This is a genomic window from Bradyrhizobium lablabi, from assembly GCF_018129385.1.
Taxonomy (GTDB): Bacteria; Pseudomonadota; Alphaproteobacteria; order Rhizobiales; family Xanthobacteraceae; genus Bradyrhizobium; species Bradyrhizobium lablabi_C.
The window spans coordinates 155,177-170,095 of record NZ_JAFCLN010000017.1 but is presented as its reverse complement, the minus strand read 5'-3'; the positions used below and the strand labels follow the sequence as shown (position 1 = coordinate 170,095).

Annotated in this window: 14 protein-coding genes; 10 read left to right on the top strand and 4 right to left on the bottom strand. The window is 62.2% G+C overall.

Annotation, left to right across the window (positions count from 1 at the left end):
• Positions 1 to 124: 124 nt before the first annotated feature.
• From JQ628_RS26685 to JQ628_RS26660, 6 genes are all read left to right on the top strand, one after another.
• Complete coding sequence (locus tag JQ628_RS26685; RefSeq protein ID WP_212227085.1) at positions 125 to 1,006, top strand: SDR family oxidoreductase; 882 nt, start codon at positions 125 to 127, stop codon at positions 1,004 to 1,006.
• A gap of 99 nt (positions 1,007 to 1,105) precedes the next feature.
• On the top strand, positions 1,106 to 2,059 hold the full coding sequence (locus tag JQ628_RS26680; protein ID WP_212227083.1) for a dihydrodipicolinate synthase family protein: 954 nt from the start codon (positions 1,106 to 1,108) through the stop codon (positions 2,057 to 2,059).
• A gap of 3 nt (positions 2,060 to 2,062) precedes the next feature.
• Positions 2,063 to 2,863 (top strand): NUDIX hydrolase, encoded by an 801-nt coding sequence (locus JQ628_RS26675; protein ID WP_212227082.1) that lies wholly within the window; start codon positions 2,063 to 2,065, stop codon positions 2,861 to 2,863.
• An 84-nt stretch (positions 2,864 to 2,947) separates the two neighbouring features.
• Positions 2,948 to 3,856 carry a DMT family transporter gene (locus tag JQ628_RS26670; protein WP_212227079.1) on the top strand — a complete coding sequence of 303 codons (909 nt, stop codon included), beginning with the start codon at positions 2,948 to 2,950 and terminating at the stop codon, positions 3,854 to 3,856.
• Between the two features lie 96 nt (positions 3,857 to 3,952).
• The gene (locus tag JQ628_RS26665; RefSeq protein ID WP_212227077.1) at positions 3,953 to 4,918 is read left to right on the top strand and encodes a Bug family tripartite tricarboxylate transporter substrate binding protein; all 966 of its coding nucleotides are present in this window, start codon (positions 3,953 to 3,955) and stop codon (positions 4,916 to 4,918) included.
• A gap of 166 nt (positions 4,919 to 5,084) precedes the next feature.
• Positions 5,085 to 7,766 carry a PAS domain S-box protein gene (locus JQ628_RS26660; protein WP_212227074.1) on the top strand — a complete coding sequence of 894 codons (2,682 nt, stop codon included), beginning with the start codon at positions 5,085 to 5,087 and terminating at the stop codon, positions 7,764 to 7,766.
• Positions 7,767 to 8,452: 686 nt separating this feature from the next.
• On the opposite strand, the gene JQ628_RS26655 is transcribed toward JQ628_RS26660, so the two are convergent.
• From JQ628_RS26655 to JQ628_RS26640, 4 genes are all read right to left on the bottom strand, one after another.
• Positions 8,453 to 9,433, bottom strand: a complete 981-nt coding sequence (locus tag JQ628_RS26655; RefSeq protein WP_212227072.1) for a DUF3108 domain-containing protein — start codon at positions 9,431 to 9,433, stop codon at positions 8,453 to 8,455.
• Entirely contained in the window at positions 9,367 to 9,726 is a 360-nt protein-coding gene (locus JQ628_RS26650; protein WP_212227069.1) for a hypothetical protein, read from the bottom strand. The genes JQ628_RS26655 and JQ628_RS26650 overlap by 67 nt, the downstream gene beginning before the upstream one ends.
• 11 nt (positions 9,727 to 9,737) lie before the next feature.
• Complete coding sequence (locus tag JQ628_RS26645; protein ID WP_212227067.1) at positions 9,738 to 10,658, bottom strand: SDR family oxidoreductase; 921 nt, start codon at positions 10,656 to 10,658, stop codon at positions 9,738 to 9,740.
• Positions 10,659 to 10,775: 117 nt separating this feature from the next.
• Positions 10,776 to 11,513, bottom strand: a complete 738-nt coding sequence (locus JQ628_RS26640; RefSeq protein ID WP_212227065.1) for a hypothetical protein — start codon at positions 11,511 to 11,513, stop codon at positions 10,776 to 10,778.
• A gap of 131 nt (positions 11,514 to 11,644) precedes the next feature.
• Here JQ628_RS26640 and JQ628_RS26635 point away from each other — a divergent pair, with 131 nt between their 5' ends.
• The 4 genes from JQ628_RS26635 (at position 11,645) to JQ628_RS26620 (ending at position 14,839) form a co-directional block, all read left to right on the top strand.
• Entirely contained in the window at positions 11,645 to 12,265 is a 621-nt protein-coding gene (locus JQ628_RS26635; RefSeq protein WP_212227063.1) for a TetR/AcrR family transcriptional regulator, read from the top strand.
• Positions 12,266 to 12,694: 429 nt separating this feature from the next.
• Positions 12,695 to 13,342 carry a hypothetical protein gene (locus JQ628_RS26630; protein ID WP_212227061.1) on the top strand — a complete coding sequence of 216 codons (648 nt, stop codon included), beginning with the start codon at positions 12,695 to 12,697 and terminating at the stop codon, positions 13,340 to 13,342.
• A 187-nt stretch (positions 13,343 to 13,529) separates the two neighbouring features.
• A complete protein-coding gene (locus JQ628_RS26625; protein WP_212227059.1) occupies positions 13,530 to 14,201 on the top strand; it encodes a hypothetical protein in 672 nt (223 codons plus the stop codon).
• The gene (locus JQ628_RS26620) at positions 14,198 to 14,839 is read left to right on the top strand and encodes a hypothetical protein (RefSeq protein ID WP_212227057.1); all 642 of its coding nucleotides are present in this window, start codon (positions 14,198 to 14,200) and stop codon (positions 14,837 to 14,839) included. Before JQ628_RS26625 ends, JQ628_RS26620 begins: the two co-directional genes overlap by 4 nt.
• Positions 14,840 to 14,919 lie beyond the last annotated feature (80 nt).

Genomic DNA, 14,919 nt, shown 5'->3' with positions numbered 1-14,919 from the left:
GCGCCGCAAAATCAAGCGCGCCGGCTGGGACAACGCCTTCCTCTTGGCTATTCTCAGTCATATGCGATAGCCCTGCCGCAAGCGGGGCGAGGTAAGAGTACGAGCGATTAAAGGGAGAGACACGATGGGATTACTCGATGGCAAGGTCGCGATCATCACCGGCGCGGGCGGCGGGCTCGGTGAGGCCTATGCAAAACTGTTCGCCCGCGAGGGTGCGTCGGTCGTGGTCAACGACCTCGGCGGTCCCCGGGACGGCTCCGGTTCCGACACGTCGATGGCGCAAAAGGTGGTCGACGCGATCAAGGCCGAAGGCGGCCGCGCGGTTGCCAACGGCGCCGACATCTCGACCATGGCCGGCGGGCAGTCCGTGTTCGACGACGCCATCAAGAATTTCGGCCGTGCCGACATCCTGGTGAACAACGCCGGCATCCTGCTCGACGAGACATTTGCCAAGGCCAAGGAGGCCAATTGGGACAAGGTGATGAAGGTGCACCTCAAGGGAACCTTCTGCTGCACCCAGCCGGTGTTCAAATGGATGCGCGAGAACGGCGGCGGCGTCATCGTCAACACCGCCTCGACCTCGGGCCTGATCGGCAATTTCGGCCAGAGCAATTACGGCGCCGCCAAAGGCGGCATCTGGGGCCTCTCGAACGTGCTGGCGATCGAGGGCCGCAAGTACAACATCCGGATATGGACGCTGGCGCCGGGCGCGCTGACCCGCATGACAGCAGACCTGCCGCGCTATAAGGAGAACCCCGGCGCGGCCCTGGGGCCGGACGGAATCGCGCCGGCCGTGCTATACATGGTCTCGGACCTCTCCGGCGAACAGACCGGCAAGGTTCTCGGCGTCTCCGGCCCCCGCGGCGTGCGCGAGATGCGGATGATGGAGATGGAAGGCTGGACGCCGCCGTTCACGGGGTGGAAGGCCGAGGATATCGTCACCCATGCCAACGAAATCTTCTTCTCCGAAGAGGACATCAAGAAATCGGCGCGGAGATTTAAGTAACCGTCGTTCCGGGGCGATGCGATAGCATCGAACCCGGAACCTCGAGATTCCGGGTTCACGCTTCGCGTGCCCCGGAATGACCGAAACAGAGAGGCACACATGACCAAGCTCACCGCCAAGGCCGCAGGCACGTTCGCGATTGCGCCGACGCCGTTTCATGACGACGGCCGGATCGACGAAAAATCGATCGACAAGCTGACCGATTTCTACGCCTCGGTCGGCTGCGACGGCGTCACCGTGCTCGGCATCCTCGGCGAGGCGCCGAAGCTGGATGCGGCCGAGGCCGAGCAGGTGGCGGTTCGCTTCGTCAAGCGCGCGAAGAACATGCAGGTGATCGTCGGCGTCTCCGCGCCGGGCTTTGCCTCGATGAGTTCGCTCGCCAAGGCGTCGATGGATGCCGGCGCCGCAGGCGTGATGATCGCACCGCCGCCATCCTTGCGCACCGACGACCAGATCATCGGCTATTTCAAGCAGGCGCAGGAAGCGATCGGCGACATTCCCTGGGTGCTACAGGATTATCCGCTGACGCTGTCGGTGATCTTCACGCCCGCCGTGATCCGCAAGATCGTGATGGACAGTCCGTCCTGCGTGATGCTCAAGCACGAGGACTGGCCGGGGCTGGAAAAAATCTCGACGCTGCGCAATTTCCAGAAGGACGGCTCACTGCGCGAGCTGTCCATCCTGGTCGGCAATGGCGGCCTGTTCCTCGATTTCGAGATGGAGCGCGGCGCCGACGGTGCGATGACCGGCTACGCCTTCCCCGAGCTGCTGATCGACGTCGTGAAGTTGTCGAAGGAAGGCAAGCGCGATGCCGCGCATGACCTGTTCGACGCGCACCTGCCGCTGATCCGCTACGAGCAGCAGCCGGGCGCCGGCCTCTCGGTGCGCAAATATGTGCTACAGAAGCGCGGCATCATCTCTTCCAGCGCCCAGCGCAAGCCTGGCGCGACCATCACGGCGACCGCGAAGGCGGAAGTCGATTATTTGCTGTCGCGCGTGGCGCGCTACGACCGCCGCGCTAATCTGCAACCGCAATCAAGCGCGGCGGGTTAGTTCATGGCCGAAATCGCAAAACCGCGTCCGGCATCCACCATCCTGCTGCTGCGCGACAGTAGCGAGCGCAAGGAAATCGAGGTCTTCATGATGGTCCGCCATTATGAGATCGACTTCAACTCAGGCGCGCTGGTGTTTCCCGGCGGCAGCGTCGACAAGGGCGACAACGAGATCATCGCAAGCCCCTCGCTGTATTCGGGCGGTGAGGGGTTAGAGGCGAGCGAACTCGCCTTCCGCATCGCGGCTGTGCGCGAGACCTTTGAGGAGAGCGGTATCTTGCTGGCGCGGCCGAAGGGCTCGACGTCGCTGATCGATGCCAGGCACGCCAGCGAAATCGAGGCCGCGCACCGCGCCGAGCTCTGCGAGGGCAAGATCAGTTTCCAGAAGGTGCTGAGCGACAACGGCATGCTGCTGGCGCTCGACGAACTGATGCCCTATGCGCACTGGATCACGCCGGAAGGCATGCCAAAGCGGTTCGACACCTGGTTCTTCCTCGCCGCCGCGCCGCCGGAACAGCTCGGGGCGCATGACGGCAAGGAATCCACCGATTCGATCTGGGTGTCGCCGCGCGAAGCGCTGGAGGGCGGGGGGACCGGGCGCTTCAAGCTGCCGTTCCCGACCACCCGCAACCTGATCAAACTCGGCAAGCAGGAAAGCGTGAAAGCCGCGCTCGACGATAGCCGGGGCAAGAGCGTGGTGACGGTGACGCCGGTCATGACGAAGACCGAAAAGGGCCGCCAACTGCGCATTCCGCTGGAGGCGGGCTACGACGGCGACGTGTTCGACGTCAGCGCGGTCGGTTAGCACGGTTCGACACATAGCGAAGTATCGCGACATCGAAAGCCGGTAATATCCGGTCCTGACATCGATCAAGACCGGGTTATGGATATGAACGAGGCCCAGCGGCACCCTGCCATCGCGAGCGAACTGGCGCTGCTGCTGGCGCTCGCGACGCTGTGGGGAGCGTCCTACACATTTTTGAAGATCGCGGTGGCGACGATTCCGCCGGTGACGTTGATTGCGGGCCGCACGCTAATTGCCGGGCTGCTACTGGTTGCGATCATGCGTTGGCGCGGCATTGCATTGCCGGTCGATGCTGCGAACTGGCGGCGCTTCCTGTTTCAGGCCTGCCTCAACAGCGTGATTCCGTGGACGATGGTAGCCTGGGGCACACGGGCGCTGGATGCCGGCGTCGCCACCATCCTCAACTCGACCGCGCCGATATTCACGTTTTTCCTGACCTTCGCCATCACCCGCCACGAGGCGGTGACATTCAGAAAGCTGGTCGGCGTGGTCTCGGGGATGGTCGGCATCTGCTTGATCGTCGGCGTGCAGGCGTTGGCGGGACTGGGCGAACAACTGGCGGCGCAGATCGCGCTGTTGCTGGCCGCCGTGTGCTACGCCGGTGCGGCGATCTTCGGCCGCGCCTTTAGGGATCTCGATCCGATGGCGCCGGCCGCGGGTTCACTGCTCTGTGGCGCCGCGGTCCTGATTCCGCTGAGCGTTGTGGTGGACCGGCCGTGGACGCTGGCGCCATCGATGAATTCGCTGCTCGCACTGTTGGCGCTCGCGGTGTTTTCCACGGCGTTCGCGTTCGTGATCTATTTCCGCCTGATCCAGACGCTGGGATCGGTCGGCGCCACTGCACAGGCCTATTTGCGAGTTCCGATCGGCGTTGCGGCGAGTGTGGTGTTCCTTGGCGAGCAGTTGAGCCCGACCGTCGGGGTCGGGCTTGCCTGCGTCGTCGTCGGCGTTGCGGCGATGACGATCCCGCAGCGGAAGGCCGCAATGGCGTGAGGCGGATTTCGCCTCGCGAAAATAGCCCGGTCTTGCTGGGCTGGTGGATTACCGGCATCCTGTCCCGAACGAACAAAAACAGGGCAGGGACGCACCATGAGCGGCTGGCGTATCGGCATCATGTTTGGCGCGTGGCTGGCATTGCTCGCCCCGGCCATCGCGCAGGACTTTCCCACCCGCCCGATCCGCATCGTCATTCCGTATTCGCCGGGCAGTGTCGCCGACGTGTTCGCACGGATCATCGCCCAGCCGATGCAGGATCAGTGGAAGGGCTCGATCGTGGTCGAGTCCAAGTCCGGCGCCAACGGTTCGATCGCGGCCGAGGAAGTCGCACGCTCCGCGCCTGACGGTTACACGTGGCTGCTGGTGACGACCTTCTTCACGGCCAGCCCGGCCCTTGCCAAGGACCTCCGCTGGGACCCTGTGAAGGACTATGTCCCGGTAGGGCAGATCTGCCGTGCGCCGAATTTCTTCATTGTGCCGTCGTCGCTGCCGGTCAAATCCGTCGGCGAGTTCGTGGCGCTCGCCAGGTCGAAGCCGGGCACGCTGAACTACAGCCATCCCGGCAAGGGCTCGACCGGCCATCTCGGTTTTGAACTGTTCAAAAAGCTGGCCGGCATTGACGTTACCGGCATCGGCTATCGCGGCTATCCGCAGATGGTGCCCGACATCGCCAGCGGCCTGATCACCTCGACCTTCCTGTCCGCCAACCAGGCGATCGCGCAGGTGCAGACCGGCGCGATCCGCGTCATCGGCGCCATCAGCGACGGCCGCTCGAAATATTTCCCCGACGTGCCGACGCTGGCCGAGCAGGGGTTTGCCGAGGCCCAGGTGACGCCTTGGTTCGGGGTGGTGGTGCCGGCGGGGACGCCTCAGCCGGTGGTTGCCAAAATCAGCACGGCGCTGGAGGCGGCGCTGGCGACCCCGGAGGTCCAGCAGAAGCTGGACATGGCCGGATGCGAGGCCAGGAGCGCGCCGCCGGCCGCCTTTGCCGACATCATCAAGTCGGATGTTGCGCTGTGGGCCAAGGTGGTGAAGGAGGCCGGCATCACCGCCGATTGAGGCAGGTATGGCGGCTTTCGATATTGAGGGTTAACGATGAACGGGATAAGAGGCCGCCGCCACAGGCCGGCCGCAAAGGCCCGCTTTACCTTGGTTTTCTGCGTTTACCCCCAGCCTGAAATCCAGCGTATATTGTTGCCGTTTTTAGCCCGGTCGCATCATCATCATGTCCGCCGAATCGCAGCCGAATTCCCCGAAAACGCGCTCGTTCGCGTTCTCGATCGGCCAGTTGACCTTCGGCAGCTTCCTGCTGGTGCTGGCGGTGATCATCATCACCTCGACCGCCAGCGTGATCGCCATCCGCCATATCGGCCAGACCTTCGGCGAATTGCAGCGGCTACAGAGCGTCAGCGACCTTGCGGAGGACATCGACCGGCGCATGAACGAATTGCGGCTGGCGGCGCGCGACTTCGTCATTGAACCCGGCACGCAGTCGAACCAGGTCGCCGAGGCCGTCACGGCGCTGGCCGACGTCTTGAAGAAGACCCGGATCGAGCTTGCGCCCGAGCAGCAGGACATGATCGACGGCGTCACCGAACGCCTTGCCACCTATCGCGGGGGCATCGAGCGGATTTCCGCCCTGATCAGCCGCCGCGCCGATCTGATCGTCGCCCTGCCGCCCTTGCGCGAAAAGTTCGACGCAGCCGTCGCCGCCAGCTCCGATCCGGACCTGAAGTCGACCCTGTTCGAGATCCAAAGCCGGATCGCCACGGCCCTGTTGGCCCGCAATCCCTCGGCTGCCGAGGTGGCGGCCGAGGGCATGCGGCGGTTGCAGATTTCCGATCCGGCGCTGCGCGGGGCCGTCGACGGCTATGCGGAAGCGATCGTCGCCATCGCGGTCCGGGAACGGCAGATCGCCGATATCGACAGGGAGGTGCTCGGCACCGAGGGCAGGCTGATCCAGCGCGTCACCGAGCTCCTGCGCCAGGTAGCTACCCAGCGCGGCCATATCCTGTCGCGCGATTTTGCGAGGACGCTGGCGGAGGCGAGATGGCAGAGCATCGTGCTCGGAACGGCCGGCGTCATCATCGGCGTGTTCGCGGCGCTGCTGGTGGTCCGGCGCACGGTGCGTCCGCTCGCCAGGATCGCCACCGCGATCCGCGCGGTGGCCGGCGGCGAGAAGAGCACGCGCATCCCGGCGATCGACGTCGACAACGAGATCGGCGACATCGCACGCGCCGCCGAGGTGTTCCGCCAGACCCTGGTCGATGCCGATGCCGCGCGCGAAGCGGCGGTGAAGGCGCTCGCCGAGCAGCGGCTCGCCGAGGAGAGCTACCGGAAACTGTTCGAATCCTCGGTCGACGGCATCTATGTCACGACGCCCGGCGGCGATCTGCTCGACGCCAATCCGGCGCTGGCGCGGATGATGGGCTACGGCACGCCCAGGGATCTGATCGACGGCATCAAGGATGTCGCCACCAACGTCTACCTGCATCCGTCCGCGCGCGAGCAATACCAGCACCTGATGCAGCGCGACGGCATGGTGCGCGAATTCGAATACCAGGTGCAGGCGCGCGACGGCACGATCCTGTGGCTGTCCGACAGCGCCAGCGCGGTGCGCAACGAGGCCGGCGAGATTACCCGCTATGAGGGCGTGGTGCGCGACATCACCGACCAGAAGCGCGCCGAAGACGCCATCGCCGAAGGCCGGCGCCTGCTTCAGCAGGTTATCGACACCGTGCCCGCGGTCATCAACGTCAAGGACAAGGACCTCCGTTACGTCCTGATGAACCGCTACATGGCGGGCATTTTCGGCGTGGAGCCCAACGAGGCGATCGGGCGCACCACCGGCGATCTGATGTCGCGCTATGGCGCCGCCAAGACCGACGAACATGACAAGCGGGTGCTGGCGGGCAGCAGGGAGCTCGGCTTCTACGAGGAGGAGTACAAGGATTCCGCGGGCAATATGCGGCAATGGCTGGTGAACAAGCTGCCGCTGCTCAATGCCGACGGCGAGATCGAGAATATCGTCACGGTCGCACTCGACATCGGCGACCGCAAGCGCGGCGAACAGGAGATGCGCAAGGCGCGCGATGCCGCCGAGGCCGCCTTGCGCAATCTGCGCGAGACCCAGAATTCGCTGATCGAGGCGGAAAAGCTCGCAGCTCTCGGACGGCTGGTGGCAGGCATCGCACACGAGGTCAACAATCCCGTCGGCATCAGCCTGACGGTGGCGTCCGCGCTCGAGCGCAAGACGGCGGTGTTTGCCGGCGAGGTCGAGCGTGGCAATTTGCGCCGCTCCAGCCTCAACGACTATCTTCAGACCAGCCGCGACGCCTCCGCGCAGCTCGTCGCCAACCTCAACCGCGCCGCAGAGCTGATCACCTCGTTCAAGCAGGTCGCCGCCGATCGCAACTATTCCGACCAGCGCGTGTTCGACCTCGGCGATCTCACCGAGCAGGTCGTGATGAGCCTGCGGCCGGGCTTGCGCAAGCACAATCTGACGCTCAACGTCGAATGCCAGCCCAACCTCACCATGAACAGCTATCCCGGCCCCTACGGCCAGGTGCTGACCAATTTGTTTCTCAATGCGGTGGCGCACGCGTTTCCGGACGGCAAGGCGGGCACGGTCGACATCCAGGTACGTGCGTCCGGCAAGGACAATGTCGAGATCATCTTCTCCGACAACGGCGTCGGCATGAGCCTGGACGTGCGGCGCCGCGCCTTCGATCCCTTCTTCACCACGCGCCGCGACCAGGGCGGCACGGGTCTCGGGCTGCATATCGTCTACAGCATCGTGACCACGCGCCTCGGCGGCCGCCTCGACCTTGATTCCGAGCCGGGAGCCGGCACCCGCATCCAGATGATCCTGCCGCGTGTGGCCCCGCTGGAGCAGGCAGCGGAGTAGGGGTCTTTCCGAGGCGGTGTTGCTCGACGAACTCATTGATTGAAACGCTGGCCCTACCATGACGCGCATAAGCAATCCCGCGGCGCTGATACGCCCGGGCTGTGCGATCTCCTTGCTCCCCTCCAGAGAGAGGGCGCAGGGGTGCCGGGTGCGCGCTGCACCCGCGGTTTCGTGTGCCTAGTTGCGCAAGCAAAAAGATGCACACGAACATACAGGTGAAGCGGAGAACACTCCGACAGCCCCTGCGCAATGGTGTTACGGCTTACTTCGTGATCTTCCCGGCGGGGCGAACTCGTTGTCACCGTCGCCCGTGAGAGGCGCGAGGCTTCCCACGAACTTGACGCCAGTATCCGCGGCGTCAGAACCACACGACTTGACCGTACGCCTTGGCTTCAATCGCCGAGTGAAGCCACCGCGTCCATCGCAATCCCGCGCCCCACGTGTCGTGACGATGGCGAAACGCCCCTCTGGCGGGCGCGAGACGGGCGGACTTGTGCCAGTGATTTGCCCGACATGTTAAGCGAAATATTTTCGCGCGGGGGCCTTGACACGAATTCTGATAATCAGAACTGATTTGCACGTCGTGCTGAAATTGTCACACCCATCCGAACAGCATCGGCCCTGCGTCGCCAACGGCTGGAGGGGCTCCGTTAGCCGCCCGGATAATCACTGCACGCCGCCGTCTCTTAATTTGCTCGATTTTGCCTGGAAGTACCGGGTGGCGAACTTCCATCCGTGAATTCCGTCAAGGTGACGCTAACGGCACCATATTGCGTTCGGGCTTGCAGCGACATCGGCAGGTGAAGATCGAGTACGTTGACGCGGCCGAATGTGACATCAATCTGACTCTCATCGGCATTTGCCGCCCTCGAATTTTCTCCAGCGCCCATCATCCCAGCCAGGGGTTTCAGCACAACGCGGCAAACCGCCGTCGGTCCCGCAAAGCCTTTCTGGCTGGTGGTGCCGGTTGCCTGCGGCTCGAGCCTGACATCGTAGCGCCGCAAGCCGTCGAGGATCGACAGGGTACGATCGCAGGCCCCGACTTGTGTCTTGTTCTCGACCCTCACCGCCGAGATGAGCAGAGCACTCAAGGGATCGGCTATCGCGCTCAGGTGCCTGGCTTCGATCGGGAGCTGATCGGACGTCAACTCGAGAGGCGGATCGACCATCATCGTCCTGACGACGCCCTCGGCGATGCCGAGCGCGACCTTTTGCCTGCGCCGGCCATTGCGATATTCGAGATCGAAGCCGGCCGGAACGAAACGGCCGCCGGTGTAGGCGCCGTTGGACGTCGCCACCCCCGCTGCATCGCGCAACAGCCTGGCCGCGCCGGAGGTCTGATAGCTGACGCGAGCCGTGTAGACATTGCCGCGCACCGCCAGGTCAAACGTCGCGTTCGCGAAAGGCAGGCCGGTGAACGTTATGGCGTATGAAGCGCGAATATCGCCATCGGCCGCCGCCGTGACGGGAACGGCAAGCAGGAGCCAGCAAGTCCCGAGCCCCAACATCCATCGCTTCATCTTCTTTGCGCTCCCCAACGCGAATTTCGCCTGTTGCCAGGCCAGGTGGCGATGATCACGCTCGATCCGAGCGAGTGCACTCAAGCCGTCGCCGCGGCGGCGATCACAAGCAGCCCGAACGCTGCGACAGCGACCTTCGGCTCCCAATGTTCCATGAAGAGAAAACCGATCACGACCCAGCCGGACGTCGCGGCGAGACTGACCATGACGGCCGTCCACTGGTCGAGCAGCTTGACCGAGTGCGAGGCGATCCAGAGTGCGAGGATGCCGAACACCACCTGGCCCAGCGCGTAGGCGCTGTGCAGGCCGTAATACAACGACACTTCGACGCCGGGCGGATGCTTGCCCCGCAGATATTGCGAGACCACATCGACGGCAAAGTGCCCGGTGCCGATGAAGACCAGCCAACCGTATGCGGCGTACACAAGGTTTGTGTGCATGCGATGCGGCATCATGGCAGCGCGAAGTTCGCGCCGGTCAATCGTGCCGAAACATCCCACAGACGCGATGCCACGGCGTCGTCGTCGGCTTGCGGCGGCACGCGCGCCACCGCAGGCGAACCGCGCGTTTCTCCGAGCTTGTCCGGACCATAATAGCCGCCGGGTACGGCGTCCGGAGAGGTCGCTGCGAACAGCGTCGGCAGCGCGCCTTGCGCCGGCGGCTGAAACAGGAACCACAGGAAGGTTCGCACGAGGCCGGCAAGGCTGATCCTGCCGGCGCCGTTCGGAATCAATTCGGTGCGCGATACGCCGGGATGGGCGGCAACGCTGGTGATCCCCCACCCGGCTGCCGAGCTCCGACGCTGCAACTCGAACGCAAACATCAGATTTGCCAGCTTAGACTGGCTGTAGATCGGCATCGGCTTGTAGCTGCGCTCCGCCTGAAGGTTTTCAAAGTCGATCGCTCCGGCCCGCGCGGCCACGCTGGAAACGTTGACGACGCGCGGCGCGCTGCCCTTTCGCAGGAGCGGAAGCAGTTCGGCCGTCAGCGAGAAATGGCCGAGGTAGTTGGTGCCGAACTGCAATTCGAAACCATCGGGCGTCACTTGCCGCGTGGGCGGCGTCATCACGGCGGCATTGTTGATGAGCAGGTCCAGGCTGTCGCGTTCGGCCCGCAAGCGGGAGCCGAACGACCTCACCGAGCGAATATCCGCCAGATCCAGCAACGCGAAGCGCACATTCGCATTCGGCTGACGAGATCGGATTCGCGCGATGGCATTGGCGCCCTTGGCGGGATTTCGGCCGGCGATGATCACCTCGCCGCCGGCACGCGCCAGGGCGAGCGCATCTTCGTAGCCCAGACCGCCCGTACCGGTGACGACGGCAGATCGCCTCTGCTGCGATGGAATATCGCTGGCACGCCAACCCGACATCCGATTACTCCCATCAAGTGCAACCTTGCACCCGATACAATTATTACACTCAGTGTAATTTTAGAAGTAACGATCCTGTGGGCGGTTATTTGTGCCGTGTCGCAAGCGGCGTCCGGTTCACCTCTGTCCAGGCGTGCTCTTTTGCGAAAGGGACTTTCCGGCTCCGCGTAGCCACACAAGCGCGATTGCGGCCAACGACCGCAACCTCGACAGCATCCCGGCGCGAATGACGGTCAGCGCGGGCAGCAGCGCGAGCAGCAGACTCAGGCCGATCCAGCGCGCCAGGCGGCCGGCCAGAAAGGCCTGAATCGTCGGCGTCCAGTCGTTGACGACGAGATCGACGGTGGCGACGAACGCCGCCTTGGCACCGAGGCACAAAAAGCTGCGGGAAATGATGTCCGACAAATTGAAGCAAGGGTGAAACGAGATGGCGCACAGCAGGACGAAGACGCCAATATTGGTGAGGTACGGCGACCGCAGTGCTTGGACTGCGCGGGGGAGATTTCGAGCGGCGAACCCGCGCTCGCGGGCTTCCGGATGCGAAGCTTGCAATGCGCCGTCCACGCGAACCTCGGCGGGATGATCGGTTCGCAGATCGTGCACTGCCCGATGATGCGTTCGCTGCTCCCGAAGAGGTCTTGCCAGAGAACGGCGACGCCGGTGTACTCCGGTTTCGTCGCGTATGATCGCGATGTGACTTGGGCGAGCCCGGCGTCGAAGTTCGAAATTGCCGGAGCGGTGCATGCACCTCTCATTGTCGACCACCAACTGCCGCAAACCGGGCTCGGTGTCCTGAGAATCGCTGCGCGAGGCGTCGGCATCCCGGCCGCTCACCAGACTGTCCTTGTCAGTCATTTGATCCTCTTCGCTTTTTGCCTTCAGACATCGCACCGGGGCGAGCCTTGCCCCGCGGCTTGGCATGCAGTAACTTCGCACTTGATGCGAAATTTATTCGCACTCAGTGTAATTTTGAATGAGGCCGTTTCGTGTCGAGACCGTCGGCGGCGGACGCACCTGCCAAAAAGGAGGGACTGCGGGAGCGCAAGCGCCGGGAAACGTTGCGGCGCATCGCGGAGACCGGGATCAGGCTGTTCCTGCAAAACGGCTATGCGGCCACGACGCTCGAAGCGATCGCCGAGCAAGCCGGGATCTCGCGCCGAACTTTCTTCTATTATTTCAAGTCGAAGGAAGAAATCATTCTGGTCTGGCAGAGCGGCTTCGCGGAATTGATCCGACGCGCCATCCTGGAGCAATCGACGAAGCAAGCGCCGCTCGACGCGGTAAGGAATGCGCTGGTCAAGCTCACGGGCGCCTATGAGAGCGCTCCGGCCCGCAAACAAATGATGGAGATCGACCGCTTCATTCGCTCCAACGAGACCCTGCGCGCGCGCGAAGCCACCAAATACGCGCAGCAGGAGCAGGCCGTATTCGAAACACTATGCGAGATGTGGCCGCAGCCGAAGCGGCGGCAGGCACTCCGCATCGTCGCCATGATGTCCATCGGCGCCTTTCGGCTGGCGATCGACAATTGGAGCAAGGATGAAGGACGGCGCCCCTTCGCGGCTTATTTGCGGGACTGTTTCGCCAGCATTAAAGCGGAAACCTGACGCAGGGGATGCGACGCCTGCCATTATTACGGTGACAGAATTACGGTGACAGTGCATTCAATTGTGACCTGCGGCTCGCGAAAGCTATTGGCGTCCGCTGCGGAATTAAGTGCACTGTCACCCGTAATACGTAATTAAGCGCACTGTCACCGTAATAGAACTGAGGTTACGTGTAGAGATCAATCTAAAATCGCCGAACAATTTTATGCAATCTTCACTTGCCTGCCGATCTGAGTTAGACATGGCATTGGAACGTTGAACTGCTGGATTCGCTGTTGCGTGTGAAGTCGGAGGCGAGATGATGGTTGACAGGCCGGCTGACGAAACTCCGGCTCAGCTTTGGCTTCCATCGCCTCAGGTCCGGATAAAGTCGCGGCGGCTCGATCTCCACGGCCTGCTCGGCGCAATCGTTTCTCTGCGCGGTGCGTCATGAAAGTCCGCAAATGGATACCGTTAGCGATCGTGCTGGGCCTTGCGACCGTCTACGGCGCGCCGTTGTTGCTTACCTATATTACGAATGGTGAGCAGGATGAATGCTCCTTTGGCCCGGTATCGAACGCTCAATACCGCGACTATTTGCGCCGAGCGAAGGAGCTGTCGTCAATAGCGCCCAGCAGTTTTTCGTCGAATAACAAGGAAGCGCAGGCTCGTTTCAATGAGCTCTTCGAAAGGCTGATTGATGGAAATCCTTCTGTCTACGAGAGGGTGGCGGCATCGCACGCGTTGCTTCGTTCGTTTGGGGCTCAATATCGAAACACGAGCGACATACGCCCTGACCCATATGGGACGGTCGCGGCAAAGGGCGGGGTTGTACGCTTCAACTATTATCTGGATATAAACCGGCTGGGCTTCTTCCAACCCTTTCAGTTCTTCATGCGGCAGGTGTGGATCATAGCAAACCTGACCGGACCGGGGGATTTCTATCGCGGGCTCGAACCGTCAGTTGCTGGGGACATTCGCTTTACCGTGAACTACCCGGCCTTCGAACCGCATCCTTCCATTGATCGTGCTCCGGAGCCATGTCCTCTCGTCCCAAGTCAAGCGCTCTCCGGGAGTTTCTCGCGCGCGACGAAATAGGAAGCGGCAATGCCAGCAGCTCTTCGCATATTCTTGGTGTCGAAAGAAGAGTTACGGTGACAGTGCATTCAATAAATGTCCTGCGCTTCGCGAGGGCAGTTGGCGTCCGCTGCGGCTGAATTAAGTGCACTTGTCACCGTAATGCACAATCTTTCAAGGTGCCGCAAGGAATGGTGAGACTCTTCGCATGAAATGGGCAATTGGCGTGGCGGTGATTGTTGCGGTTGGAGTAATCGCATTCAAAATTGCTTTCCCAAGCTATTCGTATCGCTACCGACTTCAGATATCTCTGTCAGTTGATGAGAAGATATACGCTGGCTCAAGCACCATCGAGGTCACCTGGAAGTGTGGGCCTAAAATTGCTGGGATAGGTCGATGCACACCGAGCCTAGGCGGGCAGGCGGCTGTCATCGACCTTGGTCCTCGCGGCGTTGTTGTTGCAGCGCTTCGCAGCGGGGAGACCTTCAGCCCAATCACGGATCGACCTGTTGACGCGACGGCGCTTTGCGCAAACGCGTTTGGCCACCAAAGTACGGATGAGCAGCTACCCGAACTGCCGCGCCTGACGGGCCGCCGCGATCTGTCGCCTTCCAATTTTCCACGGCTGATATGGTTTCCAAATCCAGCCGACATGAAATCCGCTCAAAAAATCGTAGCTCAGAACGTCGCAAGCGTTCTTGGACCTACAGCACACATCACGGAAGCTTTCGTTGAGATTACGAAAGATCCGATCGTGGTGGACATACCGAAGCAATTGCCGTGGTTTCCGGCACTGCTCGTGCAAAAGGGCAAGATGATTGGTTCTGAGCCGGGGCAGTTCCGGCTCATCTACAACATGTTCGTGGGAGAAAATTCATGAGTCCCGACGGACATTTAGCGTACCGTCGCAAGTGGAGTGCGCGTTGTGCTGTCGCGGCACTGTTTCTAGTTGCGACTTTCCATTCATCCCCCGCTTTTGATCAGCATCTTGCGGGAGACGTTTTTTTAACGCCGCGCACCTGCGTAGACGAGGAACGACCTGTGCTTCTGGCTCAAACCAGCAGCAATGAGGAGACGCTGCTCAAGTATTTCCTTCAGGAGCAACCAACGATCCTGGAAGGATCGACGCTGACCAAAGCCGCGCAAGACATAGTCGTTGCCCGCGTGCGCATCCTAGGCAGCCCGATCTATTTGATGGGACGCAGTCAGAGAGATCCAAAACCTCCCAAGACCGCGTTTTCGGTGCGGTTGAGAGTGAATGAGGTCCGACAGGGGGAGGCTGAACTTGATGCGACCCTCAGAGCCTACTTTGGCGTTATCGGCCCGACGTCTAGTCCGTCGCATTTGCCGCAAACGCCCGGTCAACTCACGCGCGACTATTTCGTCGTTATGTTCACCAATGAAGATGGTCAGCACGAGTTGGCGGGATTTGCACTGACGAGGCAAGAATACGAAGCTTGGAGTGACGAGGTCGAACGCCACAGGCGGGCTCAAAGGCCCGGAAAAACTGCTCGATAAGCAGAACAATACGAATCGGGGAGAGATAGATGGCTTGGGTGAGCGATACTCGCGTGACCCTGGGACGGCCCGCGCGAGGG